This window comes from Streptomyces mayteni (assembly GCF_054783955.1).
Genome location: NZ_BAAGPR010000026.1, coordinates 30,890 through 55,688 on the forward strand (window position 1 = coordinate 30,890; position 24,799 = coordinate 55,688).

General features: G+C 73.1%; 20 protein-coding genes, 1 tRNA gene and 2 pseudogenes. 17 read left to right on the top strand and 6 right to left on the bottom strand.

Going from position 1 to position 24,799, the window contains the following annotated elements; translation table 11 throughout:
• Positions 1 to 2: 2 nt before the first annotated feature.
• From ACYVPE_RS14700 to ACYVPE_RS14710, 3 genes are all read left to right on the top strand, one after another.
• Positions 3 to 1,430 (top strand): lipase maturation factor family protein, encoded by a 1,428-nt coding sequence (locus ACYVPE_RS14700; RefSeq protein ID WP_461034008.1) that lies wholly within the window; start codon positions 3 to 5, stop codon positions 1,428 to 1,430.
• 73 nt (positions 1,431 to 1,503) lie between these two features.
• Positions 1,504 to 1,577, top strand: a tRNA-Pro gene (locus tag ACYVPE_RS14705).
• 270 nt (positions 1,578 to 1,847) lie between these two features.
• A complete protein-coding gene (locus tag ACYVPE_RS14710; RefSeq protein ID WP_461034009.1) occupies positions 1,848 to 2,411 on the top strand; it encodes a GrpB family protein in 564 nt (187 codons plus the stop codon).
• Positions 2,412 to 2,524: 113 nt separating this feature from the next.
• Here ACYVPE_RS14710 and ACYVPE_RS14715 read toward each other — a convergent pair whose 3' ends face one another.
• On the bottom strand, positions 2,525 to 3,058 hold the full coding sequence (locus ACYVPE_RS14715) for a GNAT family N-acetyltransferase (RefSeq protein WP_461034010.1): 534 nt from the start codon (positions 3,056 to 3,058) through the stop codon (positions 2,525 to 2,527).
• Positions 3,059 to 3,343: 285 nt separating this feature from the next.
• Between ACYVPE_RS14715 and ACYVPE_RS14720 the strand changes: the two are divergent.
• The 6 genes and pseudogenes from ACYVPE_RS14720 to ACYVPE_RS14745 form a co-directional block, all read left to right on the top strand.
• Positions 3,344 to 4,093, top strand: a pseudogene (locus ACYVPE_RS14720) (ADP-ribosylglycohydrolase family protein); the annotation flags it as partial.
• A gap of 183 nt (positions 4,094 to 4,276) precedes the next feature.
• Positions 4,277 to 5,253, top strand: a pseudogene (locus tag ACYVPE_RS14725) (cysteine peptidase family C39 domain-containing protein).
• A 262-nt stretch (positions 5,254 to 5,515) separates the two neighbouring features.
• Positions 5,516 to 6,169 (top strand): LysE family translocator, encoded by a 654-nt coding sequence (locus tag ACYVPE_RS14730; protein ID WP_461034011.1) that lies wholly within the window; start codon positions 5,516 to 5,518, stop codon positions 6,167 to 6,169.
• A 73-nt stretch (positions 6,170 to 6,242) separates the two neighbouring features.
• Positions 6,243 to 6,839: a hypothetical protein gene (locus ACYVPE_RS14735; RefSeq protein WP_461034012.1), complete on the top strand. Its 597-nt coding sequence runs from the start codon at positions 6,243 to 6,245 to the stop codon at positions 6,837 to 6,839.
• Between the two features lie 115 nt (positions 6,840 to 6,954).
• On the top strand, positions 6,955 to 7,620 hold the full coding sequence (locus ACYVPE_RS14740; protein WP_461034013.1) for a maleylpyruvate isomerase family mycothiol-dependent enzyme: 666 nt from the start codon (positions 6,955 to 6,957) through the stop codon (positions 7,618 to 7,620).
• Between the two features lie 129 nt (positions 7,621 to 7,749).
• Positions 7,750 to 8,916 (top strand): mandelate racemase/muconate lactonizing enzyme family protein, encoded by a 1,167-nt coding sequence (locus ACYVPE_RS14745; RefSeq protein WP_461034014.1) that lies wholly within the window; start codon positions 7,750 to 7,752, stop codon positions 8,914 to 8,916.
• A gap of 72 nt (positions 8,917 to 8,988) precedes the next feature.
• Here the strand turns inward: ACYVPE_RS14745 and ACYVPE_RS14750 are convergent, their stop codons facing one another.
• The 5 genes from ACYVPE_RS14750 to ACYVPE_RS14770 all read right to left on the bottom strand — a co-directional run bounded on the left by ACYVPE_RS14750 (position 8,989) and on the right by ACYVPE_RS14770 (position 15,584).
• Positions 8,989 to 9,774 (bottom strand): polysaccharide deacetylase family protein, encoded by a 786-nt coding sequence (locus ACYVPE_RS14750; RefSeq protein WP_461034015.1) that lies wholly within the window; start codon positions 9,772 to 9,774, stop codon positions 8,989 to 8,991.
• 175 nt (positions 9,775 to 9,949) lie between these two features.
• Positions 9,950 to 10,921, bottom strand: coding sequence for an NAD(P)-dependent alcohol dehydrogenase (locus tag ACYVPE_RS14755; RefSeq protein WP_461034016.1), 972 nt, complete (start codon positions 10,919 to 10,921; stop codon positions 9,950 to 9,952).
• Between the two features lie 81 nt (positions 10,922 to 11,002).
• Positions 11,003 to 12,643 (bottom strand): ABC-F family ATP-binding cassette domain-containing protein, encoded by a 1,641-nt coding sequence (locus ACYVPE_RS14760; protein WP_461034017.1) that lies wholly within the window; start codon positions 12,641 to 12,643, stop codon positions 11,003 to 11,005.
• A 79-nt stretch (positions 12,644 to 12,722) separates the two neighbouring features.
• Positions 12,723 to 14,357 carry an ABC-F family ATP-binding cassette domain-containing protein gene (locus tag ACYVPE_RS14765; protein ID WP_461034018.1) on the bottom strand — a complete coding sequence of 545 codons (1,635 nt, stop codon included), beginning with the start codon at positions 14,355 to 14,357 and terminating at the stop codon, positions 12,723 to 12,725.
• A 237-nt stretch (positions 14,358 to 14,594) separates the two neighbouring features.
• Positions 14,595 to 15,584: an extracellular catalytic domain type 1 short-chain-length polyhydroxyalkanoate depolymerase gene (locus ACYVPE_RS14770; protein WP_461034019.1), complete on the bottom strand. Its 990-nt coding sequence runs from the start codon at positions 15,582 to 15,584 to the stop codon at positions 14,595 to 14,597.
• Between the two features lie 220 nt (positions 15,585 to 15,804).
• Here ACYVPE_RS14770 and ACYVPE_RS14775 point away from each other — a divergent pair, with 220 nt between their 5' ends.
• The 8 genes from ACYVPE_RS14775 (at position 15,805) to ACYVPE_RS14810 (ending at position 24,708) form a co-directional block, all read left to right on the top strand.
• Positions 15,805 to 16,974: a mandelate racemase/muconate lactonizing enzyme family protein gene (locus ACYVPE_RS14775; RefSeq protein WP_461034020.1), complete on the top strand. Its 1,170-nt coding sequence runs from the start codon at positions 15,805 to 15,807 to the stop codon at positions 16,972 to 16,974.
• On the top strand, positions 16,971 to 18,023 hold the full coding sequence (locus ACYVPE_RS14780) for a LacI family DNA-binding transcriptional regulator (RefSeq protein ID WP_461034021.1): 1,053 nt from the start codon (positions 16,971 to 16,973) through the stop codon (positions 18,021 to 18,023). Before ACYVPE_RS14775 ends, ACYVPE_RS14780 begins: the two co-directional genes overlap by 4 nt.
• Positions 18,024 to 18,136: 113 nt before the next feature.
• Entirely contained in the window at positions 18,137 to 19,510 is a 1,374-nt protein-coding gene (locus tag ACYVPE_RS14785) for an MFS transporter (RefSeq protein WP_461034022.1), read from the top strand.
• A gap of 38 nt (positions 19,511 to 19,548) precedes the next feature.
• The gene (locus ACYVPE_RS14790) at positions 19,549 to 20,970 is read left to right on the top strand and encodes an aldehyde dehydrogenase family protein (protein ID WP_461034023.1); all 1,422 of its coding nucleotides are present in this window, start codon (positions 19,549 to 19,551) and stop codon (positions 20,968 to 20,970) included.
• Positions 20,971 to 21,015: 45 nt separating this feature from the next.
• Positions 21,016 to 21,912, top strand: coding sequence for a transketolase (locus ACYVPE_RS14795; RefSeq protein WP_461034024.1), 897 nt, complete (start codon positions 21,016 to 21,018; stop codon positions 21,910 to 21,912).
• Positions 21,909 to 22,865, top strand: coding sequence for a transketolase family protein (locus ACYVPE_RS14800; protein WP_461034025.1), 957 nt, complete (start codon positions 21,909 to 21,911; stop codon positions 22,863 to 22,865). The genes ACYVPE_RS14795 and ACYVPE_RS14800 overlap by 4 nt, the downstream gene beginning before the upstream one ends.
• Complete coding sequence (locus tag ACYVPE_RS14805; RefSeq protein ID WP_461034026.1) at positions 22,862 to 23,656, top strand: SDR family NAD(P)-dependent oxidoreductase; 795 nt, start codon at positions 22,862 to 22,864, stop codon at positions 23,654 to 23,656. The genes ACYVPE_RS14800 and ACYVPE_RS14805 overlap by 4 nt, the downstream gene beginning before the upstream one ends.
• Positions 23,653 to 24,708, top strand: a complete 1,056-nt coding sequence (locus ACYVPE_RS14810; RefSeq protein ID WP_461034027.1) for an NAD(P)-dependent alcohol dehydrogenase — start codon at positions 23,653 to 23,655, stop codon at positions 24,706 to 24,708. Before ACYVPE_RS14805 ends, ACYVPE_RS14810 begins: the two co-directional genes overlap by 4 nt.
• Positions 24,709 to 24,799: the final 91 nt, after the last annotated feature.

Genomic DNA, 24,799 nt, shown 5'->3' on the forward strand with positions numbered 1-24,799 from the left:
CCATGGACTGGATCGCGGCCCCCGACTACTGGCTGAGCCGCCTCGTGGTCCAGCGCGGCCTGGCCCTGATCTACCTGCTGGCGTTCCTCTCGGCGATCCGCGAGTTCCCCGCGCTCGCCGGCGAGCGCGGCCTCACCCCGGCGCCCGCCTTCCTGCGCGCCGTCCCCTTCCGGTACGCCCCCAGCCTCCTGCGGATCCGCTACTCGGACCGGCTGCTCCTCGCCACCGCCTGGCTCGGCGCCGCGCTCTCCGCCGCGCTGGTCGCCGGCCTCGGCGACCTCGTGCCGCTCTGGGCGACGATGGCGCTGTGGGCGGCGCCCTGGCTGCTCTACCTCTCCATCGTGAACATCGGCCAGGTCTGGTACGCCTTCGGCTGGGAGTCGCTGCTGCTGGAGGCCGGCTTCCTGGCGATCTTCCTCGGCAACGACGACAGCGCCCCGCCCACCGCCGGGCGCTACCTGCTGATCTGGCTGGTCTTCCGCGTCGAACTGGGCGCCGGCCTGATCAAGTGGCGCGGCGACCCCTGCTGGCGCCGGCTGACCTGCCTCTACCACCACCACGAGACCCAGCCCATGCCAGGGCCGCTCAGCTGGTACTTCCACCACCTCCCCCGGCCGCTCCACCGGGTGGAGGCGGCCGCCAACCACGTCGCCCAGCTGCTGGTGCCGTTCTGCCTCTTCCTCCCCCAGCCGGCGGCCAGTTGGGCGGCCGCGGTGGTGATCGTCACCCAGCTCTGGCTCGTGCTCTCCGGGAACTTCGCCTGGCTCAACTGGCTGACGCTGCTCCTCGCCTGCGCGGCCGTCGACGGCGCCCTGGCCGCCCGCTGGATCCCGGTGCTCCCGGCCCCGCCGGCGCACCAACCCGACCCGCCGATCTGGTTCACGACGCTCGTCCTCGCGGCCACGGCCCTGGTCGCCTTCCTCAGCTACCGCCCGGTCCGTAACCTGCTCTCCCCCGGCCAGCAGATGAACCGCAGCTACGACAGCCTGCACCTGGTCAACACCTACGGCGCCTTCGGCACCGTCACCCGGGTCCGCCACGAGATCGTCCTGGAGGGCACCGCGGACCCCTACCCGTCCTCGACCAGCCGGTGGCTCGCGTACGAGTTCCACGGCAAGCCGGGCGACGTGCGCCGCCGCCCGCGCCAGTTCGCCCCCTTCCACCTCCGCCTCGACTGGCTGATGTGGTTCGAGGCCCTGCGCCCCTTCACCCCCAGCCCGTGGCTCCGCCCCCTCCTCCGCCGCCTCCGCGCCGGCGACCCCCGGCTGCTGCGTCTGCTCCGCACCAACCCCTTCCCCGAAGCCCCACCCGCCCACGTCCGCGCCCGCGTGTACCGCTACCGCTTCACCACCCCCCACGAACGCCGCACCACCGGCGACTGGTGGCACCGCACCCCCCTGGGGGACCATCTCCCCCCGTCAGCGCCGTGAGCAAGCACCACCCGAAGTGCGGTATGGTTCTCGTGCGCGGTGATCAGGGAAAACTTCAAGATCACACGGGCACCGGGACGTGGCGCAGCTTGGTAGCGCACCTGACTGGGGGTCAGGGGGTCGTGGGTTCAAATCCCGCCGTCCCGACTTGAGAGGGCCGTTCACGAAACCAGATGTGCGCGGTTGACGAGATCCCGTCCGATCGGAATGATCGGGCGGGATCTTGGCGTTTCCGGGGCTTGTCCGAGGCATTGTCCGAACGCCAAGCTGATCACGGTCGAGGGTACGTGCCCCGTTGATTCAGCGATCGTCGGGCCCGGAGAGCGGCTTGATCTGGGACCACCGCCTAGCTGTGTCGTCGAAGTGTGAGCGGCCGTTCATGCTGTAGGCATGCCTTTTCCTGATGAGTCGGCTTCGGTGACGCTGCTGGACTACCAGCCGCAATGGGCCGTGGACTTCGAGCAGTTGGCCATGACGCTGCGCGGCGCGCTCGGAGATCACGCGTGGTCGATTGATCACGTCGGTTCCACCTCGGTGCCGGGTATGGCCGCCAAGGACTGCGTGGACATCCAGGTCCGTGTTGAGGCGATCGATGAAAGCCGGCAGATCGGGCTGCTCGAGGTGATCGGCTTCCGCTGCCGTTCCGAGCCCTGGAACCGCACCGAGGTCTCGGACGGCCAGGCGTGTCGCAAGTTGGTGTTCGCGCCGCCGGCCGGTGCCCGACCGTGCAATGTCCATCTACGCGAGGAGGGTGGCCCGAATATCCGCTTCGCTCTTCTTTTTCGGGATTACCTGCGTGCCGATGAAGCTGCTCGTCGGTCGTGGGGAGCGTTCAAGAAGCGCTTGGCCCTCAGTGTTCCGGACCTGCTGGACTACGGGCAGATCAAGGCCCCGGCTACGGAGGTGCTGATGACGGCAGCCGAACGCTGGGCGGCCGAAACCGGCTGGCAGCCCGAACCGAGCCCGTTACGAGGCAGGTGACTACTCGGTTCCGTAGGTCTTGTTCCCTTTGGCGCGGGCCAGGCGGTAGGTCTGGGTGCCGGTCTCGATCGGGTGGCGTGGAAGGTCTTGCGGTGATCGTTGGGGCGGCCGGTTCACGCCTGGAACTCGGTGAGATCGATGGTGTGAACGCGCAGCGGATGGGCGTACACCGGGTGTGTCGTCTCTCGCTCGGGCACCATGCCGAGCTTTCGGATGACGTTCTCGGAGGCGTCGTCGCCCACCCGGTTGATGCTGATGACGCGGTCGAGGCCGCGGTCCTGGAGCGCGAACTCCAGCGTGGCGTGGGCGGCTTCGGACGCGTATCCCTGGCCCCAGAACTGTGAACCGAACCGCCAGCCGATCGTCACGGCGGGCAGTACCTCCGGCAGGAACTCGGGCACGGACAGACCCGTGAATCCCGCGAGTTCACCCGAGGCCAACAGCTCGACGGCGAAGAGTCCGAAGCCCTCCTCGTCCCACTCCTCCTCCCACTGCTCGATCGCCTCTGCCGTGTGGTCCAGGTCGCGCACCGAGCCGTCGTCGATCCAGCGCATGACTCGTGGGTCCGCGTTGATGTCCGCCATCGGCGCGAGGTCGTGGTCATACCAGCGACGAAGGAGCAGGCGGGGTGTGCGGATCTCGGTCATGGCGCCCATCCTGCCGAAGGCAAGGACCCCATCGGAAATCCGGCGTCCACCCGGGCTGTCGCTCCGGGACCGCAAGACACCCGGGAGCGCGGCGCCCGGACCGGGGAGTACGTCGTGCGACGCACCGCCGAGGGCATGGGCAGGAGGGACATCACCCGCTGCCTGAAACGGTTCGTCGCCCGCGAGATCTACCGGCACCTGCCTCGGCCAAGGAGCACTGCCGGGCAGCTCCCCCGAGCGGCTTGACGGCCGTCAAGAGCCCGGCCTGGTCGGCTTCCCCTCCGCCTGAGCTGGTACCACTCGCCGGAGAACAACCGGGCCTCTGGGGGTACCTGCCTGCGCGCGTGCGAGGCGCTGGAGCGGGGCGGGGCCTGGCAGCGGGCCAGCGAGGTGGGGTCCAAGGGCTGCGGGGCGAACATGCGGGTCGCGCCGCTCGGCCTGATCCCGGGGCTGAGCATGGAGCAGCGCTCCGGGGCAGCCCAGTTGCAGTCGGGCCTCACCCACGGGCACCCGACGGCGCTCGCCGCCAGCGATCTGACCGCGTACACCGTCCACCTGCTGGTCCAGGGCACGGCCCCGCGGGAGCTGTTGCCGCTGCTGCGCGCCCACGCGGAGGCGAACCGGGCGGTGTACCGGGCCGACTGGCTGGGCGGTCTGGCCGAGCACGCCCAGGATCCGGATCGGATCTCCTTCATCTCCCGTGGCTGGGAGGAGTGCCTGGCCGTCCTGGACCGGGTCGAGGCCGCGCTGCCGGGCGCCGATCCGGACGCCGACCCCTGTCTGGCCACCGGCGAGGGCTGGATCGCCGAGGAGGCGTTCGCCACCGCGCTGTTCTGCTTCCTCCAGCACCCCGACGACCCGCTGGCCGCCGTGCGCCGCGGCGCCTACTCCAGCGGCGACTCCGACTCGATCGCCGCGCTGGCCGGGGCGTTCGCCGGCGCGTGCCACGGGGCGGCGGCCTGGCCGGCGGCATGGGTCGGGGTCATCGAGTACCGCGAGCGGCTGCTGGCGCTCGGAGCGGACTGGGATCGGTAGCCGTCGGGCCGACCGGCGAGCGCTGCCAGGATCGGGGTCGGGGTCGGGGTCGGCGACCGTGTTGACTCTCCCACCGTGTGAGGGGGTCAGCTGGGGAGTGTCGGGCCGGCCGGCGAGTGTCGTGTGACGGAGGCGGCCGGGGCCCGCGCGCTTCTCCCAGCCGCCCGGAAGGAAAGACCCCGCATGCTGTCGTACTCAGGTTCCGGTCCGTACTGCTACGCCCATTCCCTGGCGATGGTCGTCGACCCCGAGGCGCCCGCGCCCGCCGTCATCGAGACGCTCACCGGTTCGGCCTTCGGCTTTCAGCTGATCGCCGGCACGCTGCCGCTGTTCGATCCGTACGGCTGGGATCCGGAGATCGGCCTGGACGCGGCCGTCGCGCTGCTGGGCCTGCGCTGCGACCGGGCCGAGGGCGGCCCCGCCGGGGAGGCGCTCGACCGGCTGCGCGCCGCCTGCGGGGCCGGTCCTGTGTTGGTCGGGCCGGTGGACATGGGGCTGCTGCGGTATCAGCCGGGTACGCCGACACCTGACGGCGGGGACCACTATGTGGTGGTACTGGCGGTGGAGGGCGACACGGTCCTGTTGCACGATCCGGAGGGCCATCCGTTCGCCACGCTGCCAACGGCCGATTTCCTTGCCGCGTGGCGTGCCGAGTCGTCCCCTACGCGGGTGGTGGCTTCGTGATGCGGACCGGGTTCGTTCGCGAGCGCGAGGTGCCGGTGTCCGAGGCGTTGCGGCGGTCGCTGCCGACGGCTCGGGCCTGGCTGGCGGGCCGGGATCTGCCCGTGCCAGCGGGAACGTTGGGCGGGGCCGAAGCGCTGGAGACGGTCGCCGCTCGGGTCGGCACCGGTGGCCTCGGCACCGAAGTCCGCGCGTTGTGGGGCGCGTTCGCGATCCGGGTGGGCGCGCGGCGGCTGAGCGACGCGGCGGTGTGTCTGGCGACGCTCGGCATGACGGAGGCCGCGGCGGTCGCGGCGGAACAGGCCCGGCTGGTCGGCGCGTTGCAGCATCCGACGGTGACCGGGAACGACCAGGCGCTCGCCGCCTGCCTGTTGCGGCTGGCCCCCACCTACGAGCGGCTGCGGAGCGCGCTCGACCGACCGGACGTGCGCCCGTCCTTCGCGGGAGACGATCACCCGGCGGGCGGGAAGCGATCCTGAACGCCCCACCGCAGCCACGAGTTCAGTCGTAGGTCGGGGCCTTGTCTCACTTCGGTGAGACGAGGCCCTCGGGCATTTTCCCGCGCCCTCTCCGCATCACTCGATCGGGTAATTGTATTGGCGCACTTCACTCGCCTAGGCTCCCAAGGAGAAGTCGGTGGGCAGCGTAATGGCGCGGCTCATGTGATGCGCGAACCCTGGACGGGATATTTCTCGCTCCGCTTCGGTGGTTCACGGGGGGTGTAGACGATCCGAATGGGCTATGGAATTGCCAGAACAGTTGATCCCGTTTCTGCTGGTCGCGATCGTGCTGACGGTCATTCCCGGGCCGGATACCGCACTTGGGCTGCGTAACAGTCTGCGCGGCGGAAGCACCGCCATGTGGTGGACCGGGCTCGGCGTGTGCAGCGGGCTTCTGGTGCATGCCGCCGTGTCGACGCTCGGCCTCTCGGCCGTGTTCGCCGCCTCGGCCACCGCGTATGCGCTGCTCAAGCTCGGTGGCGCGGTCTACCTGCTGTGGCTCGGCGCGGTCACGCTCTGGGGCACCTGGGTGCGGGAGGCCGCCCGGGGGGTCCAGGTCGGCACGCCGGGCGGGGCGCTCGGCACCACCACCATCACCCGGGCCACCGCCTTTCGGCAGGGCGTGCTCAACGACCTGCTGAATCCGAAGATCGCGGTGCTCTTCCTGACGCTCCTTCCGCAGTTCATCTCGCCGGGAGAGCCGCGCGTCCGCACGTCGTTGGTGCTCACGCTCGCCTTCGTGGCGGTGGCGCTGCTCTGGTGGCGCCTGACGTCCTCGCTGGTCGGGCTCCTGCACGAATGGCTGGCGCGGCGTCGGGTGCGTATCGCGCTGGAGTGCGTCACGGGTGGGGTGCTCATCGCCCTGGGCGTGCGCGTCACGCTGGAATCGACCTGACGAGTCGACATCTCGTCACCTCGGCCCTCCTTTCCTCTTCGCTTTCTCCCTCGAAATCATCAGGAGAACAGAGATGTCCGAAACCCTGGTGCGCGCGGCATACAGTTCCCCGATTCTCCCGACCTTTCGCTACGGTTCCGTCGCGACGCTGGCCGACGAGCCCGACGGTCTCACATGCAGCGTCGCCGCCGGTGTCGAGTACTTTTCGGGGCTGGCCGAGAATCTGACCGGCTATCCCTCCTTCGAGTTGGCGGCGGCCAGCGTGCGGCTGCGGGAGAACGACGCGCTGCTCGTCCCCGGCGCCTATCCGGAGGTGCGCGGATTCTTCTTCGACCCTGAACTGGCCGCGGTGGACGTGTTCCTGACCACGCTCCCGGACATGGTCCTGGTGGCCTCCGACGGCGGGAGGGCCGAATCGTACGGCAGGCTGTGCCACCAGCCGGCGACGCTCCGGCTCCTCGACCGGATCGACAAGTCGTTCGACGAGGTGCTCCCGGCCTCGTCCAACACGACGGCGGTGCGCGACATCCTCCAGGGCCATCCCGACACCCTCGCCGTCACCAACCGGATCGTCGCCGACCACCACGGGCTCGACGTGGTCCAGGTCCTCGCCAGAGGCACGTCCATGGCCTTCATCGTCTTCGAGCGGAAGCACGAACCGGCTCGCTGAGGGCGCCGCGGGCGATGACTTCGATCTCCTGGACGAGTCTCCTCCTCGTACACCGTGCCGGGCCCGTTCGGGCCCGGGTCCGAGCAGGAACCACCCGTGGCAGGAGACGCGCCCCATGACCGATACGGAGCTGACCGAGGACCGCGGCACAGGGGGCGGGATCTGGCCCTTGATCCGAGGGGAGCGAGCGGCGCTGGCGGCCGATCTCGCGGAGGTGTCCGGCGAGCGGTGGGAGACGCCTTCGCTGTGCGCCGGGCTGTCGGTGCGTGAGGTGCTGGCCCACCTCACCGCGGGGGCGAGTCTCACCCCGGTTCGCTGGCTGGTTGGCGTGATCCGCTGCCGGTTCGACTTCGACAGACAGGTGGCCATGCGGCTGGCCGAGCAGCTCGGTGCGAGCCCGGCCGAGACGCTGGAGCGGTTCCGGCGCGTCGTCCCCAGCAGGACCAAGCCTCCCCTCCCGGCCGTGGCCATGCTGGGCGAGACCATCGTGCACGGCGAGGACATCCGGCGCCCGCTGGGCATTCGCCGCGACCACCCGATCGAGGTGCTCACGCGGGTGGCCGAGTACTACCGGGGATCGGATCTCGTGGTCCTGGCGAAGGGGCGCATACCCGATCTTCGACTCACCGCCACCGACGGCCCCTTCTCGACCGGCTCCGGGCCGCTGGTGTCCGGAACCACCTTGGCGCTCACGATGGCCATGACCGGGCGCGAGACGTTTCTCGACGAGCTGGAGGGCGACGGCGTCGACGTCCTCCGCGAGCGGTGCGCCTCCGCCTGATCCGCCGGGTGGCCAGCCGTGCCGCGCCGGGGGGCGCGGGGACGCGCGGCGGGCCGACTGATGCAATCGACGGTGTGTCCCACCACGGGACAGGACTCCCTGTTCACCGACCTGAGGAAGATCGCCCCGATGAAGATCACCGCCGTGTACGAGGGCGTGGTGCCCATCAGCTCCTCGATCCGCAACGCCTGGATCGACTTCAGCGCGATGGACTGCTCGATCGTCGCGATCGTCAGCGACGTCGTCCGCGACGGCAGGCCCGTCGTCGGCTACGGCTTCAACTCCAACGGCCGCTACAGCGCCGGCGAGATCCTCCGGCGGCGCGTCCTGCCACGGCTGATGGCCGCGGAGCCCGGCAGCCTCCTGGACGAGCGGGGCGAACTCGACCCCGCCAGGGCCTGGGACGTCATGATGCGCAACGAGAAGCCCGGCGGGCACGGCGAACGCTCGGTCGCGGTCGGCGTCGTCGACATGGCGCTGTTCGACCTCGCCGCCAAGATCGCCGGCCAGCCGCTGTACCGGTGGCTGTCGGACCGGCACGGCGACGGCGAGCCCGACGACTCGGTCTTCGTCTACGCCGCCGGCGGCTACTACGCCCCCGGCAAGACCCTCGCCGACCTCGAGGACGAGATGCGGGGCTTCCTCGACCAGGGCTACGACGTCGTCAAGATGAAGATCGGCGGCGCCGACCTCGCCGAGGACCTGCGCCGCATCGAGGCCGTCCTCGACGTGCTCGGCGGTGACGGGTCCCGGTTGGCCGTCGACGTCAACGGCCGCTTCGACCTCGCCACCGCCCTCGCCTACGGCCGGGCCATCGAGCCCTACGGCCTGTTCTGGTACGAGGAGATCGGCGACCCGCTGGACTACCGACTCAACGCCACCATCGCCGAGCACTACGCCGGGCCGATCGCCACCGGCGAGAACCTGTTCTCCCTCCAGGACGCCCGCAACCTGATCCGCTACGGCGGCCTGCGCCCCGACCGCGACATCATCCAGGTCGACCCGGCGCTCAGCTACGGCCTCGTGGAGTACCTGCGCATCCAGCACATGCTGCGCCAGCACGGCTGGTCGTCGCGGCGCTGCGTGCCGCACGGCGGGCACCAGTTCTCCCTGCACATCGCCGCCGCCCTCAAGCTCGGCGGCAACGAGTCCTACCCCGGCGAGTTCCAGCCCACCGGCGGCTTCGCCGACGACGCCGTCGTCGAGCACAGCCGCGTCGGCCTCACCGACACCCCGGGGATCGGCTTCGAGGGCAAGGCCGCCTTTTACCGGGTGCTGCGCGCGCTGCACGACTGACCCGCGTCGCGCGCCGCCGGTACCCGAGCCGCGATGCTGGGCCGGGGGCGGGGGCGGGGGCGCCGGGCGCGGCTATGGCGCGGTGACGATCGGGCGGAGGTCGGTGCCGCCGACGATGCGGCCCGGGCACAGGCCGCGGCCGGAGAGGCCGGAGAGGATCCCGGGGACCGCGTTGACGGTGGTCTGGTAGCCGTCGTGCATCAGGATGATGTCGCCGTTCCGCAGGGTGGACGCGGCCTGGACGATCTGCGCGGTGCTCGCGCCCGCCCAGTCCCGGGAGTCGACGTTCCACAGCACCTCGCCGGTGATGCCCAACTGCCGTGCGGCGTCCCGTACCTGGGCGTTGGTCTCGCCGTACGGCGGCCGGAACAGCGTCGGGGTCTGCCCGGTGGCCTGCCGCAGGAGGTTCTGGGTCCTGGAGATCTCGTCCTGGACGGCGGCCTGTCCGATCTGGGTGAGGTGCGGGTGGGTCCAGGTGTGGTTGCCGATCCACATGCCGGCGGAGACCGTCGACTGCAGCAGGCTCGGGTTCTGTTGCGCCCGCTGGCCCCAGATGAAGAAGGTGGCCCTGGCCCCGCCGGCCCGCAGGGCGTTGAGCAGGGCGGGCGTCGTGGCCGCGTTCGGCCCGTCGTCGAAGGTGAGGCCGACATAGCCGTTCTCGCAGGCGGCCGCTCGGCCGGCGGAGCCGGCCGCGGCGGACGACGGCGGCACGGAGAGCGTGGCGGCGGCCAGCGCCGCCGCGACGACGGCCAGCAGCGCGGGCCGTCCGCGCCGGGGTCCGGCGGCCGAGGCTGCCGGGGGTGTCGAGGACGTCGAGGACTTGCCGGGGTGGTGACGCTTGCGGGTGAGGCCGATCATGTTCCCTCCTCCGGGTGGGCGGCACTGCGCGCCCGGCGGCGACGTCGCGCGCCGTCTCCTGACGGCTCGGCACCGCTCGGGTATCCGCACGGTGTCACGCGCCGGGCGGGCAGGTAAGCCGACGGCTGTCGGAACCGGTCCCCCGGTGTGCCGACAGCCGTTCGCCGGCGGGGGGTCAGACGGTGAGGACGATCTTGCCGCGCGGGTGGCCGTTTCTGAGATGGCCGATGGCGGCGGCCGCCTCCGCCAGCGGGTAGGTGCGGTCGATCACGGGTCTGAGGACGCCTTCGCCGGCCAGCTCGGCCACTCTCAGCAGGTCGGCGCGGCGCGTGACGGCCGTCAGCGCGCGCAGCTTCTGCGGCACCGCCGGACTCAGCAGGGTGGCGCGGAGGTTGCGGTCCAGGCCGCCGAACCACCGTCCGCCGCGCTCGCCCCCGACGATCACCAGGGTGCCGCGGGGCGTCAGGGCCCGGCGCAGCAGGCCGAGTGGGCGGTTGCCGGCGTTGTCGACGATCACGTCCCAGCGGCGTCCTTCGTCGGTGATCTCGTGCCGCGTGTAGTCGATGACGTCGTCGGCGCCCTGGCCTCGCACGTGGTCGACGGCGTCGGGGCCGCTGACGCCCGTGACCCGGGCGCCCCAGGCGGCGGCGAGTTGGACGGCGTAGGTGCCGACCCCGCCGGACGCGCCGATGACCAGCACCGAGCTGCCGGGCTCGGGCCGCGCGCTGCCGGTCAGCGCCTGGAGCACGGTGACGCCGGAGACGGGCAGGGCGGCCGCCTCCTCGAAGCCGAGCCCGGTGGGTTTCGGCACCACCCGGTCGGCCTTGGCCAGGGTGAACTCGGCGTAGGATCCCGCGCAGTTGCCGAAGACCTCGTCGCCGGGTCCGATGCCGGTGACGTCGGGGCCGACCCGCTCCACCACGCCGGCGCCGTCCCACCCGGGCACGGGGTTGCGCGGGCGGCGCACCCCGATCGCGAGGCGCGCCACGCGGGGCAGGCCGTTCGTCAGGTGCCAGACGCTGGGGTCGACGCCCGCCGCGCGGACCCGCAGCAGCACCTCTCCCTTGCCGGGCACCGGCTGGGGAACGTCCCGCAGGGTGAGGACGGTGTCCGCCGGTCCGTAGACGTCCTGGACGATCGCTTTCATGGTCGGGCCCTTCGCCGCAGGTGGTGTTCCGCCGCCGACGGCGGCGGCGTACTCCATTCTTCCGAGTAGGCTGACGCCCCGTCAGTCCCTGGCGGGAACTCGCCCGGCGCCCAGCCGGATCTCCCGGCCCTGCCAGCGCCGCCGCAGCCAGCGGTCGTGACTGGCCAGCACGATCGCGCCCGGGCCTGTGCCGAGCGCCGCCTCCAACTCGTCGCACAGCCGTGGCGAGAGGTGGTTGGTGGGTTCGTCGAGGAGCAGGAGCTGCGGTGGTCTGGCCACCAGCAGCGCGAGGGCGAGGCGGCGGCGCTGACCGACCGACAGCCGGCCGACCGGCCGGTCCAGGTCCGCGTCGGCCAGCAGGCCGAGCGAGCCGAGCGGCACCGCCTCGGCCAGCTCGGGCCCCAGCGTCAGCTGGTAGGTGGCCCTGGGCGACCGGTCGGGCCGGTCGAACGTGGTGTCCTGGCTGAGGAGGCCCACGGTGAGTCCCGGTCGCCGCCGTAGCTCCCCCTCGGCCGCGAGCCGCCCGGCGAGCACGGCGAGCAGCGTCGACTTCCCGGTGCCGTTACCCCCGCTGACGAGGAGCCGGTCGTCCGCGCCCACCTCGGCCGACACCGGGGCGAGCCGGCCAGACACCCGGACGCCGTGCAGGGACACCAGTGGTCCCTCGCCCTCCGGCGCCGGTGCGGCGAGCGCCGGGCCGGCGAACCGGAGTGGCCGCGGCGGCTCGGCGACCCGGGTGCGCTCCAGCTCGGCGAGGCGGCGGGTGGCGTCGCGTACCCGCCGGGAGATCTGGCTCTGCACCCGGCCGGCGCGGTGGCCGTAGCCCATCTTCTCGTTGTCCCGCGGTCCGCGGTCCGGCGCCACCCGGCGCGCGGTGATCCCGGCGGAGTCGCGCAGCGCCGCGAGTTCCCGCTGTTCCTCGGCGAAGCGTCGTTCCCAGCGGTCGCGCTCGGCGCGTTTCCGCCCCAGGTAGGCGCGGTAGTTCCCGCCGTAGCGGGCCGGTCCTTCCGGCGCGGGGTCGAGGTCGATCAGGTCCGTGCAGACGGCGTCGAGGAACGCCCGGTCGTGGCTGGCCGCCACGACGACCCCGGGCAGGGCGCGGACCTGGGCCTCGACGAAGGCGGCGGCGCCGTCGTCGAGATGGTTGGTCGGTTCGTCCAACAGCAGCGCCGTCGGCCGTCTGACCAGCAGCGCGGCCAGGGCGAGCCGGCCGCGCTGGCCGCCGGAGAGCGAGCTGAGCGTCCGGTCGGGTCCGAGGGTGCCGAGGCCGAGGCCGTCGAGCACCAGCGCGGCCCGCCGGTCGGCGTCCCAGGAGTCCCGGGCCCCGGCCTGTTCGAGCCGGGCGCCGTAGGCGTCGAGCAGTCCCTGGTACTCGGGCGCGTCCTGTGGGGTCCGCCCGATCAGCTCGGTGAGCCTGGCCAGTTCGGCGAGGTCCTCCCTGGCCTCGCGCAGGGCGTCGTCGAGGACGTCGGCGAGCGTCGCGTCGCCGGCGTGGGGCGTCTCCTGCCGGAGAAAGCCCAGGTCGGGCGGGCGGGTGACGCTGCCGGCATCGGGCTGCTCCGTCCCGGCGAGCAGGCGGAGCAGGGTGGACTTGCCGACGCCGTTCTCCCCGATCAGCCCGATGCGGTGGCCGGGCGAGGCGGTCAGGGAGACGCCGTCGAGCACCCGGCGGTCGCCGAGGGTGTGGACGAGGTCGTGGGCGAGCAGGGCGGGTTTGGGCATGGGGGGCCTTCCCAACGTGATCGGGGTGTGGCCCGCGGGGCGGTGTGCCTCGGCACGGGCCGGTTCGTCACGCCGGGGCTCACGCCTCGGGGGCCCCCGTCTCCGCCAGCTCGCCGTCGGCCAGCCGAAGCCACCGGTGCACGCCGATCTCGCGCAGGAACCGCTCGTCGTGGCTGACCACCAGGAAGGCCCCCTGGTAGGAGTTGAGCGCGCTCTCCAGCTGGCCCACGCTGACCAGGTCGAGGTTGTTGGTCGGCTCGTCGAGGAGCAGCAGGTGCGGGGCCGGCTCGGCGCAGAGCACACAGGCGAGGGTGGCGCGCAGCCGCTCGCCGCCCGAGAGCACCCCGACCGGCAGCTGGGCGCGGGGCCCGCGGAAGAGGAAGCGGGCGAGCAGGTTCATCCGCTCGGCCTGCGGCCGCTCCGGGGCGTGGTCGGCGAGGTTCTCGGCGACCGAACGGTCCTGGTCGAGCAGGTCGAGGCGCTGCGAGAGGTGGGCGACGCGGCCGTCGGCCCGCCTGATCTCGCCGCTCCCCGGCGTCAGGTCGCCGTTGACCAGCCGCAGCAGCGTGCTCTTGCCGGCGCCGTTGGGGCCGGTCAGCGCGATGCGCTCCGGGCCGCGGACGGTCAGGTCGACGCCCTGGCCTGCGAACACCTCGGCGCCGCCGAGCCGGACGCGGAGCCGCTGGCCGAGGAACAGGGTGCGCCCGGCGGGCACCTGGGTGTCCGGCAGGTCGAGCGTGACGCGCTGCTCGTCGCGCAGCGCCCGCCCGGCCTCGTCGAGCCGGGCCTGCGCCTCGCCGACCCGGTTGGCGTGCGTCTGGCCGGCCCGGCCCGCGGACTCCTGGGCGCCCCGCTTCATGGTGCCGGCGAAGATCCTGGGCAGGCCGGCGTTCTTCAGGTTGCGGGCGGCGTTGCTCTGTCGGCGTTCGGCGCGCTCGCGGGCCTGTCGCAGTTCCCGCTTCTCCCGCTTCAGCTCCTGTTCGGCGTTGCGGACGTTCTTCTCCGCGACCTCGCGCTCGGCCCGCACGGCCGCCTGGTATCCGGTGAAGTCGCCGCCGTAGAGCCGTAGTTCGCCACGGTCGAGTTCGGCGATGCGTTCCATGCGGTCGAGCAGGGCCCGGTCGTGGCTGACGAGCAGCAGGCAGCCGTTGAAGCCCCCGATCACGTCGTAGAGCTTGTGCCTGGCGTCGAGGTCGAGGTTGTTGGTGGGCTCGTCGAGCAGCAGCACGTCGGGCCGCTTCAGCAGTTGGGCGGCGAGGCCGAGGGAGACGATCTGGCCGCCGCTGAGGGTGCCGAGCCTCCGGTCCAGGGCGAGGTCGGCGAGGCCGAGGCGGTCGAGCTGGGCGCGGGTGCGTTCCTCGATGTCCCAGTCGTCGCCGATGGTGGCGAAGTGCCGCTCGTCGACGTCCCCGGACTCGACGGCGTCGATGGCCCTGATGGTCGCGGCGACGCCCAGCACCTCGGCGACGGTGAGGTCGCCGGTCAGCGGGAGGCTCTGCGGCAGGTAGCCGAGCGTGCCGGCGACGGCGACCGACCCGGCGTCCGGCCGCAGTTCACCGGCGACGAGCCTGAGCAGGGTGCTCTTGCCCGCGCCGTTGGGGGCGACGAGGCCGGTGCGGCCGGCGCCGAGGGTGAAGGACAGGTCCTGGAAGACGGGGGTGTCGTCGGGCCAGGCGAAGGACAGGTTCGAGCAGACGACGGAGGCGTCGGGCATGGCGGTGACCTCGTGGGAGGAGGGGGCGGCGCGCAGGCTGCCGCCCCGGCGGCAGACAGGGGGCGGGAGGGAACGACGACGAGGCCACGCCGGGGGTGCTTCCACGCACCGGCCCGGTGGCCTGCCTGGTCCGGGTGTCACCCGGAGATGTCGTCGTCCACCGCCATGTCTGGGCTCCTCAACAAACGATCAACGCCTCCGTCACTGTAACAGCAGGGTTCGTCCGGCCACCGGCCGTCAGTCGGTCAGGCCCCAGTCGGCGGCGATGTGGAAACTGGAGCACAGGCTGGCGAGGAAGTGCGCGCCTGTGGTGCCGCACTGTTGGGCGCCGTCGCCCGGTGCGACCGGCGTGCCGTGTCCGTTGCCCGGCGTCAGGTAGCCGATCACGGGCGGGGCGCCGGCCCCGGTCAGGTACACCGAGCGGGTGGTGTTGGCGGGCAGTTGGGAGGTGGCGTCCGCCCGCTGGTCGCCGCCGAGGACGTTCGTCCACTGCTCGACGGACTCGGCCAGGTTGGCGGTGGCCACCGTGTAGTCGGCGCCGCCGTGCCACAGCGACACGGCGGGGCGCCGGCCGGTGTAGCCCGGGTACGCGGCGCGCACCCGGTCGCCCCAGGTGGCGGCCGTCTCGGGGCGGCCCGGGTACATGCAGGAGAAAGCGGTGAGCACGCCGTTGGCGCAGCCGTGCGGGACGCCCGCGATCACGGCGCCGCCCGCGAACACGTCGGGGTAGGCGGCGAGCAGCGAGGCGGTCATGGCGCCGCCGGCCGAGAGCCCGGTGACGTACACCCGGTCGGGGTCGGCGGCGAGTGAGCCGACGGTGTGGGCGACCATCTGCCGGATCGAGAGACCCTCGCCGCGGTCGCGGGCCACGTCGCCGGGCTCGAACCAGTTGAAGCAGCGGCTGAGGTTGTTGACCGACTGCTGTTCGGCCACCACCAGCGCGAAGCCGCGCGCGTCGGCGAACTTCCGCCAGCCGGAGTTGTCGGCGTACTCCTGGGCACTCTGCCCGCAGCCGTGCAGCAGCACCACGACCGGGCTGCCGGCGGCCAGGCCGGGCGGCGCGTAGCGGTACATCGCGAGGTTGCCGGGGTTGGAACCGAACGACGTGACCCGCTCCAGCGGCACGGCGGCCCTGGCCTGGCCGCCGGAGGCCAGGAGGGACACCAGGCTCAGCACGAGGACGGTCAGCAGGGCGGCCGCCCGGCGGGGGAAAGGCGCAGCTCTCATCACGGTGGATCCATACCTTTCTTCTCGGGTTCGCTCGAGCGCACCGTAGGACCGGCCAGGCCACGCGCCTACGAGGGCCGGTGCCATGCCGGGGAGCGGGGCTGTGTGGGCCGCCGACATTGCCGCGGCCGGCGACCCGGTTCTGTCCACACCCTTGACAGCCGTCGGAGAGTGTTCATAAGTTCCGGAATCGATTCCAGAATCGATTCCAGGAGCATCGATGACGATCTCGAGCACCGTCGCCGCCGACCCCTCGCCGGGTGGCCGGGTGGCGGGACTGACCATCACGGGCATCGACGTGGTCGCCGTCCGCGCGCCGCTGGCCAGGGAGTTCAGGGGCAGCTACTACCGGATGACGCACCGGGCGACGCTGATCACCCGGGTCCGCACCAGCGAGGGTGTGGTGGGCGAGGCGTACGTGGGAGACGAGGACGGCGAGCTCGCCACGATCGCCGCGATCGTCAAGCGGGAGATCGAGCCGCGCCTCGTCGGCCAGGACGCGTTCGCCACCGAGCGTTGCTGGGACCTCGCCTACCCGGTCACCTACGACATCCTGCGCGACCGCCGGCTCGGTCTGGTGGCGCTCGCCGGGGTCGACACCGCCGTCTGGGACGCGGTCGGCAAGGCGTTGGGGATGCCGCTGCACCGGCTGTGGGGCGGCTACCGGCGGGAGATACCCCTGATGGCGATCGGCGGCTACTACGGGGAGCCGCTCGGCGCCATCGAGGACGAGATCGCGTTCTACCGCGAACGCGGCCTGGCCGGCATCAAGTTCAAGGTCGGCGGCGCCACGCCGGAGGTCGACGCCAAGCGCGTCGCCACCGCCCGCGAGGCGGCCGGCGACGACTTCGTGATCACGGTGGACGCCAACCAGGGCTACACCGTGGACCAGGCGCTGGAGTTCGCCTGGCGCGTCGAGGACCTGGACATCCGCTGGTTCGAGGAGCCGGTCCGCTGGCACAACGACCGCCGCGCGCTGCGTGACGTCCGGCTGCGGACCCGGATACCGGTGGCGGCCGGGCAGAGCGAGTACAGCCCGAGCGGCTGCCGGGACCTGATGGAGGCCGGCGCGATCGACGTCTGCAACTTCGACGCCTCCTGGTCGGGCGGCCCCACCGCCTGGCGGCGCGCCGCCGCCATCGCCACCTCGTACGACGTCGCGATGGGGCACCACGAGGAGCCGCAGGTCTCCGCCCACCTGCTGGCCAGCCAGCCGCACGGCACCTACGCCGAGTGCTTCCACCCGGACCGCGACCCCTTCTGGTGGCATCTGATAGCCACCGAGCGGCGGGTGGTGGACGGCCACCTCCAGCTCTCCGACGCCCCGGGCCTCGGCTGGGAGTTGGACGAGGACTACGTCGCCGGGAACCGCGTGGACCTGGAGGCGTGACGGTGCCCACCGACCCCAGCTTCGGCATGCGCGGCACCCGGCCGCACCGGGTGGCGATCCGCGAGGTCGCCGAGCACGCCGGCGTCGCGGTGTCCTCGGTCTCCCGCGTCATCTCGGGACACCCCGACGTGAGCGACCGGATGCGCCAGAAGGTGCTGAAGGCGATCGACGAGCTCGGCTACGTCCCCGACCTGGCCGCGCAGAGCATCCGCACCGGCGCCACCAAGACCGTCGGCTTCGTGATCAGCGACATCCGCAACCCGCTGCTCGCCGAGATCGCGCACGCGGCCGAGACCCGGCTGCGGGAGCGCGGCTACACCCTGTTGATGATGAGCTCGCTGCACGATCCCGAGCTGGAGGCCGAACACCTGCGCAGGCTCGCCCAGCACCGGGTGGACGGGCTGCTGGTGTCGGTCACCGACGAGCGGAACCCGGAGACGGCGGAACTCCTCGCCAGGGCCGGGGTGCCGATCGTGCTGCTCGACCGCGACATCGCGGAGCTGCCGGCCGCCTCCGCGATCCGCTTCGACCACGCCGCCGGGCTGACCGAGGCCGTCCGCCACCTGGTGGCGCTCGGGCACCGTTCGATCGGCCTGGTCGGCGGCTCCGTGCACACCCGCCCGTCCCGGGAGCGCGAGCGGGCGCTGCGCCGGATCGTCGCCGAACTGCCCGGCGTCACCGCCACCGTGCGCGGCGGCGACTACACCAGCGAGCACGGGGCCGCGGCCACCCGCGAGCTGCTGGCCGGCGCCGACCGGCCGACGGCGCTGATCGCCGGCTCCAACCAGATCCTGGTCGGCGTCCTCTCCGCGCTGGAGGAACTCCCCCACCGGATCCCCGCCGACCTCTCGCTGGTCACCTGCGACGACGCCCCGATGGCGGCCTTCCTGCGGCCACGGCTCGCGACCATCCGCCGCGACGTGACCGAGTTCGGCCGGATCGGCGCCGACCAACTGCTCGACGCGCTCGCCGGCCGCTCCCCACGGCCGGTCGAGCTCCCCACCAGGTTCGATCCCGCGGACTCCTGCGCCGCGCCCCCCGCCGGGTAACCGGCACCGGCGGCCCCTCCCCAGCCCGCCGCTCTCCCACCACCGCACCACCACCGCCACCGCCGGTGTCCCCACGACCGCCCGCTCCGCTCACTGCTTCGAAGGAGAAGCACATGTCCCCAACACCGTCCGTCAGAACACCCGCCGGCGACCACCCGGTTCCCTCGGGCCACGCCGACGACGCGGCCAACCGGCGCCGCGCCCGCTGGGGCGGCCTGATCGGCACCGCCCTCGAGCAGTACGACTTCGTGATCTACGGCACCGCGTCGGCGCTCGTCTTCAACGAGGTGTTCTTCCCCGACGTCAGCCCCGCCGTGGGGTATCTCGGCAGCTTCGGCGCCTACGCGGTCGGTTTCTTCGCCCGACCGCTCGGCGGGCTGTTCTTCTCCCGCTACGGCGACCGGCTCGGCCGCAAGTGGGTGCTGGTCGCCACCCTCTACCTGATGGGCGTCGCGACCTTCCTGATCGGGCTGCTGCCCACCTACGAGGCCATCGGGATCCTGGCGCCGCTGCTGCTCGTGGTGCTGCGCTGCCTCCAGGGGTTCGGCGCCGGCGCCGAGATGGCCGGCGGCACGGTGCTGCTCACCGAGACGGCGCCGGTCGGCCACCGCGGCCGGACCGCCGCCCTGGTCTGGGTGGGCGCCTCCGCCGGCACGGCGCTCGGCGCGGCCGTCTGGCTGCTGGTCCAACAGATGCCGGAGGACGCGCTGTTGAGCTACGGCTGGCGGCTGGTGTTCTTCAGCTCCATCGCCGTCACGGTGCTCGCCTACGTGCTGCGCCGCAAGCTCAACGACTCGCACGTCTTCACGGAGACCGCGAAGGAGCAGCAGGAGGAACGAGAGGAGCGGGCCCGGCCGGTGTCGCCGATCAGGGATGTCTGGCTGAACAGCCGCCGCAACGTGGGCCGGGTCTTCCTGATGGTCGCGGGCGTCAGCCTCAACTCCTACATCTACCAGGTGTTCATCGGCAGTTACCTGGTCTCCGAGGTCGACGTCGAGAAGGGCGTCTTCACCCGCGCCCTGCTGGTGGGGGCCGTCGCCGGCATGGGCGCGGCGTACTTCTTCGGCTGGCTCTCCGACCGGCTCGGCCGCCGGCCGGCCTACACCTGGGCCGCGGCCGGCATGCTGCTGCTGCCCGTCCCGGCCTTCGCGCTGCTCGACACGGGCGAGCCGGTGCTGATCACCCTGGTGATCGTGCTGGCCTTCGTCTTCGCCGCCGAGGGCTCGGTCAGCGCCCAGGCCGCGTTCCTGCCGGAGATCTTCGGCAGCCGCTACCGCTACGCCGGCGTCACGCTGGGCCGCGAGCTGGCCTCCGTCGTCGGCGGCACCGGGCCGCTGGTCTGCTCGGCGCTGATCACCTGGGCCTCGGGCAGCTGGATCCCGGTGGCCGCGCTGATGATCGGGACCATCGTGATCAGCCTGGTGGTCACGCTGCGCGGCCCCGAGACACGCGACCGCGACCTGTACGCCGAGGCCGACGCGGCCTGACCCCGTCACCACCCGCACGATCGAGAAGGCACACCACCATGCACACCTCCGCGTTCATCGGCGGCGAGCACGTCGAAGGCAGCCAGAGCTACCACAACACCGATCCGGCCGACGGTCGTTCGCTCGGCACCGTGACCCGCTCCGGGGCCCGCGAGGTCGACCTCGCCGTCGAGGCCGCCAGGGCCGCCCAGGCCGACTGGCAGGCCACCCCGGTGGCCGACCGGGCGGTCGCGCTGACCGCGCTCGCCGGCGCCGTGAACGGCGCGGCCGAGGAGCTGGCCAGGCTGGAGAGCGAGGACACCGGCAAGCCGCTCGCCCAGGCCAGGGCGGACGCGGCCGTCTGCGCCCGCTACTTCCAGTACTACGGCCACGCCATCGACACCTACCACGGCGAGACCATCCCGGTGCGGCCCGGCATCCAGGCGTTCACCACCCGCGAGCCGTTCGGCGTGACCGGGCACATCGTCGCCTGGAACTACCCGATGCAGCTGTTCGCGCGGGGCGTCGCGCCGGCCGTCGCCACCGGGAACTGCGCGGTGGTCAAGCCGGCGGACGAGACGCCGCGGACCGCCGTGCGGCTCGCCGAGCTGGCCGTGGCGGCCGGCATACCGGCCGGCGTGCTCAACGTCGTGCCCGGCGTCGGCGCCGAGGCCGGCGCCGCGCTCACCGCGCACCCCGGCGTGCGGCACGTCGGATTCGTCGGCTCCACCGCCGTCGGCTCGACCGTCGCCAGGGCCGCCGCCGACCGGGTGGTGCCGGTGACGCTGGAGCTCGGCGGCAAGTCCGCGCACGTGGTCTTCCCCGACGCCGACCTCGACGCCGCCGCCGCGGCCATCACCCGGGGCATCCTGCAGAACGCCGGCCAGACCTGCTCGGCCGGCTCCCGGCTGATCGTGCACCGCGACGCGCACGCCGAGCTGCTGCGGCGGCTCGTCGACGCCTTCGCGGCGGTGCGGATCGGCCCCGGGCTCACCGACCCGGACCTCGGGCCGCTGGTCTCCCGCAAGCAGCGGGAGCGGGTGGCCGGTTACCTCGACACGCTCACCTCGGGCGAGGTCGTCATCGGCGGCGCGGTTCCCGAGGAACCGGAGCTGGGCGCCGGCGCCTACTACGCGCCGACCATCGTCGACGGCGTCGACCCGGCCAGCCGGATCGCCCAGGAGGAGGTCTTCGGCCCCGTGCTGGCGGTGCTGACCTTCGACCGCCCTGAGGAGGCGGTGCGGATCGCCAACGCCACCCCCTACGCCCTGATGGGCGCGGTGTGGACCTCCGACATCGGCCGGGCGTTGACCACCGCGAGGGGCATCGAGGCCGGCCAGGTCTACGTCAACGCGTTCGGCGCGGGCGGCGGCGTCGAGCTGCCGTTCGGCGGCTTCCGCGAGTCCGGCTACGGCCGGGAGAAGGGCCTGGAGGCACTGAACGCGTACACCCAGAGCAAGACCTTCGTCATCCAGCTCTGATCCCGCACCCCATACCCAGCTCACCGAAAGGACCGCGAGAGCACCATGACCGCACCACCCTCCACCGGGCGGCGCCGCACCGACGCCGACCTCGGGCGGGTCGCCACCAGGGCCCGCGAGCTGATCCTGCGCACCGCGCACCGCGCCGGGGCCGGGCACGTCGGCGGCTCGCTGTCGGCCGCCGACCTGCTGGTGACGCTGTACTTCGACGAACTGCGCGGCGACCCGGCGCGCCACGACGCGCCGGAGCGCGACCGGTTCATCCTGTCGAAGGGCCACTGCGCGCTCGGCCTCTACGTCGTGCTGGCGATGCGCGGCTACTTCCCGGAGAGCGAGCTCGCCGACTTCGACCGGGGCGGCGGCCGGCTCCAGATGCACCCGGACATGACCAAGCTGCCGGGTGTCGAGATGTCGACCGGCTCGCTCGGCCAGGGCCTGTCGGCCGGCGTCGGCATGGCGCTCGGCGCCCGGCTCGGCGGCGCCGCCACCAGCCGGGACTCCCGCACCTACGTGCTGCTCGGCGACGGCGAGCTGCAGGAGGGGATGGCCTGGGAGGCCGCGCACGTCGCGCCGCGCTACCGGCTCGGCAACCTGGTCGCGATCCTCGACCACAACGGCCTCCAGCAGTACGGCTGGCCGCGCGGCGCCGACGACCGCGGCGACCGGCGCGACCCGTGGGCGGGCGTCGACCTGCGCGCCACCTTCGCCGGCCTCGGCTGGCGGGTGCTGGAGATCGACGGCCACGACATACCGGCGATCCGCGCCGCGTTGGACGAGGCCCGCACGGCAGAGGACGGGGACCGGCCGACCATGATCCTGGCCACCACCCGCAAGGGCCGCGGCGTCTCCTTCGCCGAGATGACAATCGGCTGGCACACAGGCGCCCCGAGCGACAAGCAACTAGCTGCGGCACTCGCCGAGTTGAAGGGAGAGTCGGCATGACGACACCGAAATCGATGCGGGAGGCCTGGGGCGGCACGCTGGTCGCGCTCGGCGCCGAGGACCCACGCACCGTCGTGCTCGACGGCGACCTGGCCACCAGCACCAAGGCCGACGCCTTCGCCGCGGCGCACCCCGACCGGTTCCTCCAGATGGGCATCGCGGAGCAGAACCTGGTCGGCGTCGCCGCGGGGCTGGCCACCACGGGGCTCGTCCCCTGGCTCTCGTCGTTCGGCGTCTTCTTCTCGAACCGCGCCCTCGACCCGATCCGGATGCTGGTCGCCCAGACGAACGCCAACGTGAAGATCGCCGCCGCCTACACCGGCGTCTGCTTCGGCATGGCGGGCAAGTCGCACCACGACCACGCCGACCTGGCCATCATGCGGGCCATGCCGGGGATGACGGTGCTCGCGCCGGGCGACGCCGCCGAGTGCGAGGCGATGACCCGCTGGGCGCACCGGCACCAGGGGCCCGTGTACCTGCGGCTGGCCCGCGACCCTGGCCCCGCGCTGCCGGCTACCGAGGGGCCGGCGGGCGAGGCGCCGTTCGGCGCGCCCCGGGTGCTGCGCGAGGGTCGGGCCGGGCTGCTGGTGTCCACGGGTTCGCAGACCGCGCGCACCCTGGCGGCCGCCGAGCTGTTGGCCGCCGAGGGGCTCGACCTGCGGGTGGCGCACCTGCCGACGATCAAGCCGTTCGACGCCGCCCGGCTGGTCGAGCTCTGTGCCGACGTGCCGTTCGTCGTGACGGTCGAGGAGCACTCCACCTACGGCGGGCTCGGCGGCATGGTCGCGGAGATCACCGCGGCCGGGCCGCGCCCGCTGCCCGTGCACCGGATCGCCCTGGCGGACACCTGGGTCGAGACCGGCTCCAACGAGCACCTGCTGACGGCGCACGGGCTCTCCGCCGAGGCGGTCGCGGCCCGGGTCGCCGAACTCGCCGGAAGGGCGGCGTCATGACCGCCCCCCGCACCGCGCTGATCTCCGGGGCGGCGCAGGGCATCGGCGCCGCGACCGCCGCGCACCTGGCCGCCGGCGGCTGGCGGGTCGTCGTGCTGGACCGCAACGGCCAGGGTGCCGAGCGGGTCGCGGCCGGGCTCGACGCCGAACACCCGGTGGCCGCCGGCCATCTGGGGCTGGCCTGCGACGTGTCCGACGAGGCCGCGGTCCGCTCGGCCGTCGAGCGGGCGGCCGGCCGGGGCGACCGGATCGACGCCGTGGTGGCGGCCGCCGGCAACCTGGAGCGCGGCCCGGCGGCCGAGTTGGGCGTCGACTCCTGGCGGCGGCATCTGGACATCCACCTCACGGGCGGCTTCCTGCTCGCCCAGGCCGCGTTCCCCCGGCTGCGCGCGGTGGGCGGCAGCGTGGTGACGATCGCCTCGGTCGGCTCCACCTTCGGCATCCCGCGCCGCGTCGCGTACGCCGCGGCCAAGAGCGGGATCCTCGGGCTGACCAGGACGCTGGCCGCCGAATGGGGACCCGAGGGGGTGCGGGTCAACGCGGTCGCGCCCGGCTACGTCAACACCGAGATGGTGCGTTCCGGGCTGGCGGCCGGCACCCTCGACCGGGCGGCACTGCTGGCCAGGACGCCGCTGCGGCGGCTGGCCGAGCCGCACGAGATCGCGGCGGCCATCGGCTTCCTGGTGTCGCCGGCGGCCGGCTTCGTGACCGGCGCCGTGCTGCCGGTGGACGGCGGCCTCACGGTGGACGGCACCTTCGACGCGCCCCCGCTCGGCGAGGAGACACCATGACCCCGACCGCCACCCGGACCGCCAACCCGGCCACCACCCGGGCCGCCGTCCTGCACGGCCCGCGCGACCTGCGCCTCGCCGACGTCCCGCTGCGCCCGCTGGGCCTGGACGACGTGCTGGTGGCGGTGGACGCGGTGGGCGTCTGCGGCTCCGACCTGCACTACTTCACCGACGGCCGGAACGGGCGGAACGAGCTGCGCCGGCCGACCGTGCTCGGCCACGAGGCGTCCGGGGTGGTAGTGGCGAGCGGCCGGGCCGCCGGCGTCGCCGTGGGCACCCGGGTCGCCGTCGAGCCGGCGGTGGGCTGCGGCGGCTGCGCCGAGTGCCGCGCGGGCCGCTACCACCTGTGCCCGGACGGCACCTGCCTCGGATCGCCGCCCACGCACGGCGCGTTCGCCGAGCACCTGGTGGTGCCGGCCCGCGCCGTCCACCCGCTGCCCGACGCGATCCCCCTCGAACTGGGGGCGCTGATCGAGCCGTTGGCCGTGGCCGTCTGGTCGGTGCGCCGGGCCGGCGTGGCGTTCGGGCAGCGGGTGCTGGTCACCGGCGCCGGGCCGATCGGCCTGCTCGTCGCCCAGGTGGCCAGGGCCGCGGGGGCGACCGAGGTGATCGTCACCGACGTCGCCGACGCCCGGCTCGAGGTGGCCCGCGCGCTCGGCGCCACCTCGGTGGTCAACACCGCCAGGGAGCCGCTGGAGGTCACCGGCGTGGACCGCCTGTTGGAGTGCTCGGGCCACCAGGCCGCGCTCCGCCAGGGCATCGGCGCGCTGCGGCCGGCGGGCCGGGCGACCCTGGTCGGTCAGGCGCCGGTGGCGGCCGACTCCCTGCCGCTCGCCCACCTCCAGCGCTGGGAGATCGACCTGGTCACCGCCTTCCGCTACGCCCACGCCTTCCCGACGGCGATCGCCCTGGCCGCCGCAGGACGCGTCGATCTGGCCACCCTCCTCACCGGCCGGTTCCCGCTGGACCGCGCGGCCGAGGCGCTCCGGGCGCCGGCGGCGGATCCCTCCCACCTCAAGGTGGTGGTCCGCCCCCGGGAGCCCGGGCGGTGAGGAGGGGCGGGGTCAGTGGTACGGGGTGAGGAAGGTCTCGATGGTGTATCCGCCGGTCAACTTCTCGGTCCTGAAGGACCGAGCTTGTCGA

Excerpts from the sequence above, each read along its gene's own strand:
- ACYVPE_RS14700 (WP_461034008.1), top strand. The coding sequence starts at position 3 with ATGGACTGGATCGCGGCCCCCGACTACTGGCTGAGCCGCCTCGTGGTC.
- ACYVPE_RS14715 (WP_461034010.1), bottom strand. The coding sequence starts at position 3,058 with ATGACCGAGATCCGCACACCCCGCCTGCTCCTTCGTCGCTGGTATGAC.
- ACYVPE_RS14730 (WP_461034011.1), top strand. The coding sequence starts at position 5,516 with ATGGAATTGCCAGAACAGTTGATCCCGTTTCTGCTGGTCGCGATCGTG.
- ACYVPE_RS14735 (WP_461034012.1), top strand. The coding sequence starts at position 6,243 with ATGTCCGAAACCCTGGTGCGCGCGGCATACAGTTCCCCGATTCTCCCG.
- ACYVPE_RS14740 (WP_461034013.1), top strand. The coding sequence starts at position 6,955 with ATGACCGATACGGAGCTGACCGAGGACCGCGGCACAGGGGGCGGGATC.
- ACYVPE_RS14745 (WP_461034014.1), top strand. The coding sequence starts at position 7,750 with ATGAAGATCACCGCCGTGTACGAGGGCGTGGTGCCCATCAGCTCCTCG.
- ACYVPE_RS14750 (WP_461034015.1), bottom strand. The coding sequence starts at position 9,774 with ATGATCGGCCTCACCCGCAAGCGTCACCACCCCGGCAAGTCCTCGACG.
- ACYVPE_RS14755 (WP_461034016.1), bottom strand. The coding sequence starts at position 10,921 with ATGAAAGCGATCGTCCAGGACGTCTACGGACCGGCGGACACCGTCCTC.
- ACYVPE_RS14760 (WP_461034017.1), bottom strand. The coding sequence starts at position 12,643 with ATGCCCAAACCCGCCCTGCTCGCCCACGACCTCGTCCACACCCTCGGC.
- ACYVPE_RS14765 (WP_461034018.1), bottom strand. The coding sequence starts at position 14,357 with ATGCCCGACGCCTCCGTCGTCTGCTCGAACCTGTCCTTCGCCTGGCCC.
- ACYVPE_RS14770 (WP_461034019.1), bottom strand. The coding sequence starts at position 15,584 with ATGAGAGCTGCGCCTTTCCCCCGCCGGGCGGCCGCCCTGCTGACCGTC.
- ACYVPE_RS14775 (WP_461034020.1), top strand. The coding sequence starts at position 15,805 with ATGACGATCTCGAGCACCGTCGCCGCCGACCCCTCGCCGGGTGGCCGG.
- ACYVPE_RS14785 (WP_461034022.1), top strand. The coding sequence starts at position 18,137 with ATGTCCCCAACACCGTCCGTCAGAACACCCGCCGGCGACCACCCGGTT.
- ACYVPE_RS14790 (WP_461034023.1), top strand. The coding sequence starts at position 19,549 with ATGCACACCTCCGCGTTCATCGGCGGCGAGCACGTCGAAGGCAGCCAG.
- ACYVPE_RS14795 (WP_461034024.1), top strand. The coding sequence starts at position 21,016 with ATGACCGCACCACCCTCCACCGGGCGGCGCCGCACCGACGCCGACCTC.
- ACYVPE_RS14800 (WP_461034025.1), top strand. The coding sequence starts at position 21,909 with ATGACGACACCGAAATCGATGCGGGAGGCCTGGGGCGGCACGCTGGTC.
- ACYVPE_RS14805 (WP_461034026.1), top strand. The coding sequence starts at position 22,862 with ATGACCGCCCCCCGCACCGCGCTGATCTCCGGGGCGGCGCAGGGCATC.
- ACYVPE_RS14810 (WP_461034027.1), top strand. The coding sequence starts at position 23,653 with ATGACCCCGACCGCCACCCGGACCGCCAACCCGGCCACCACCCGGGCC.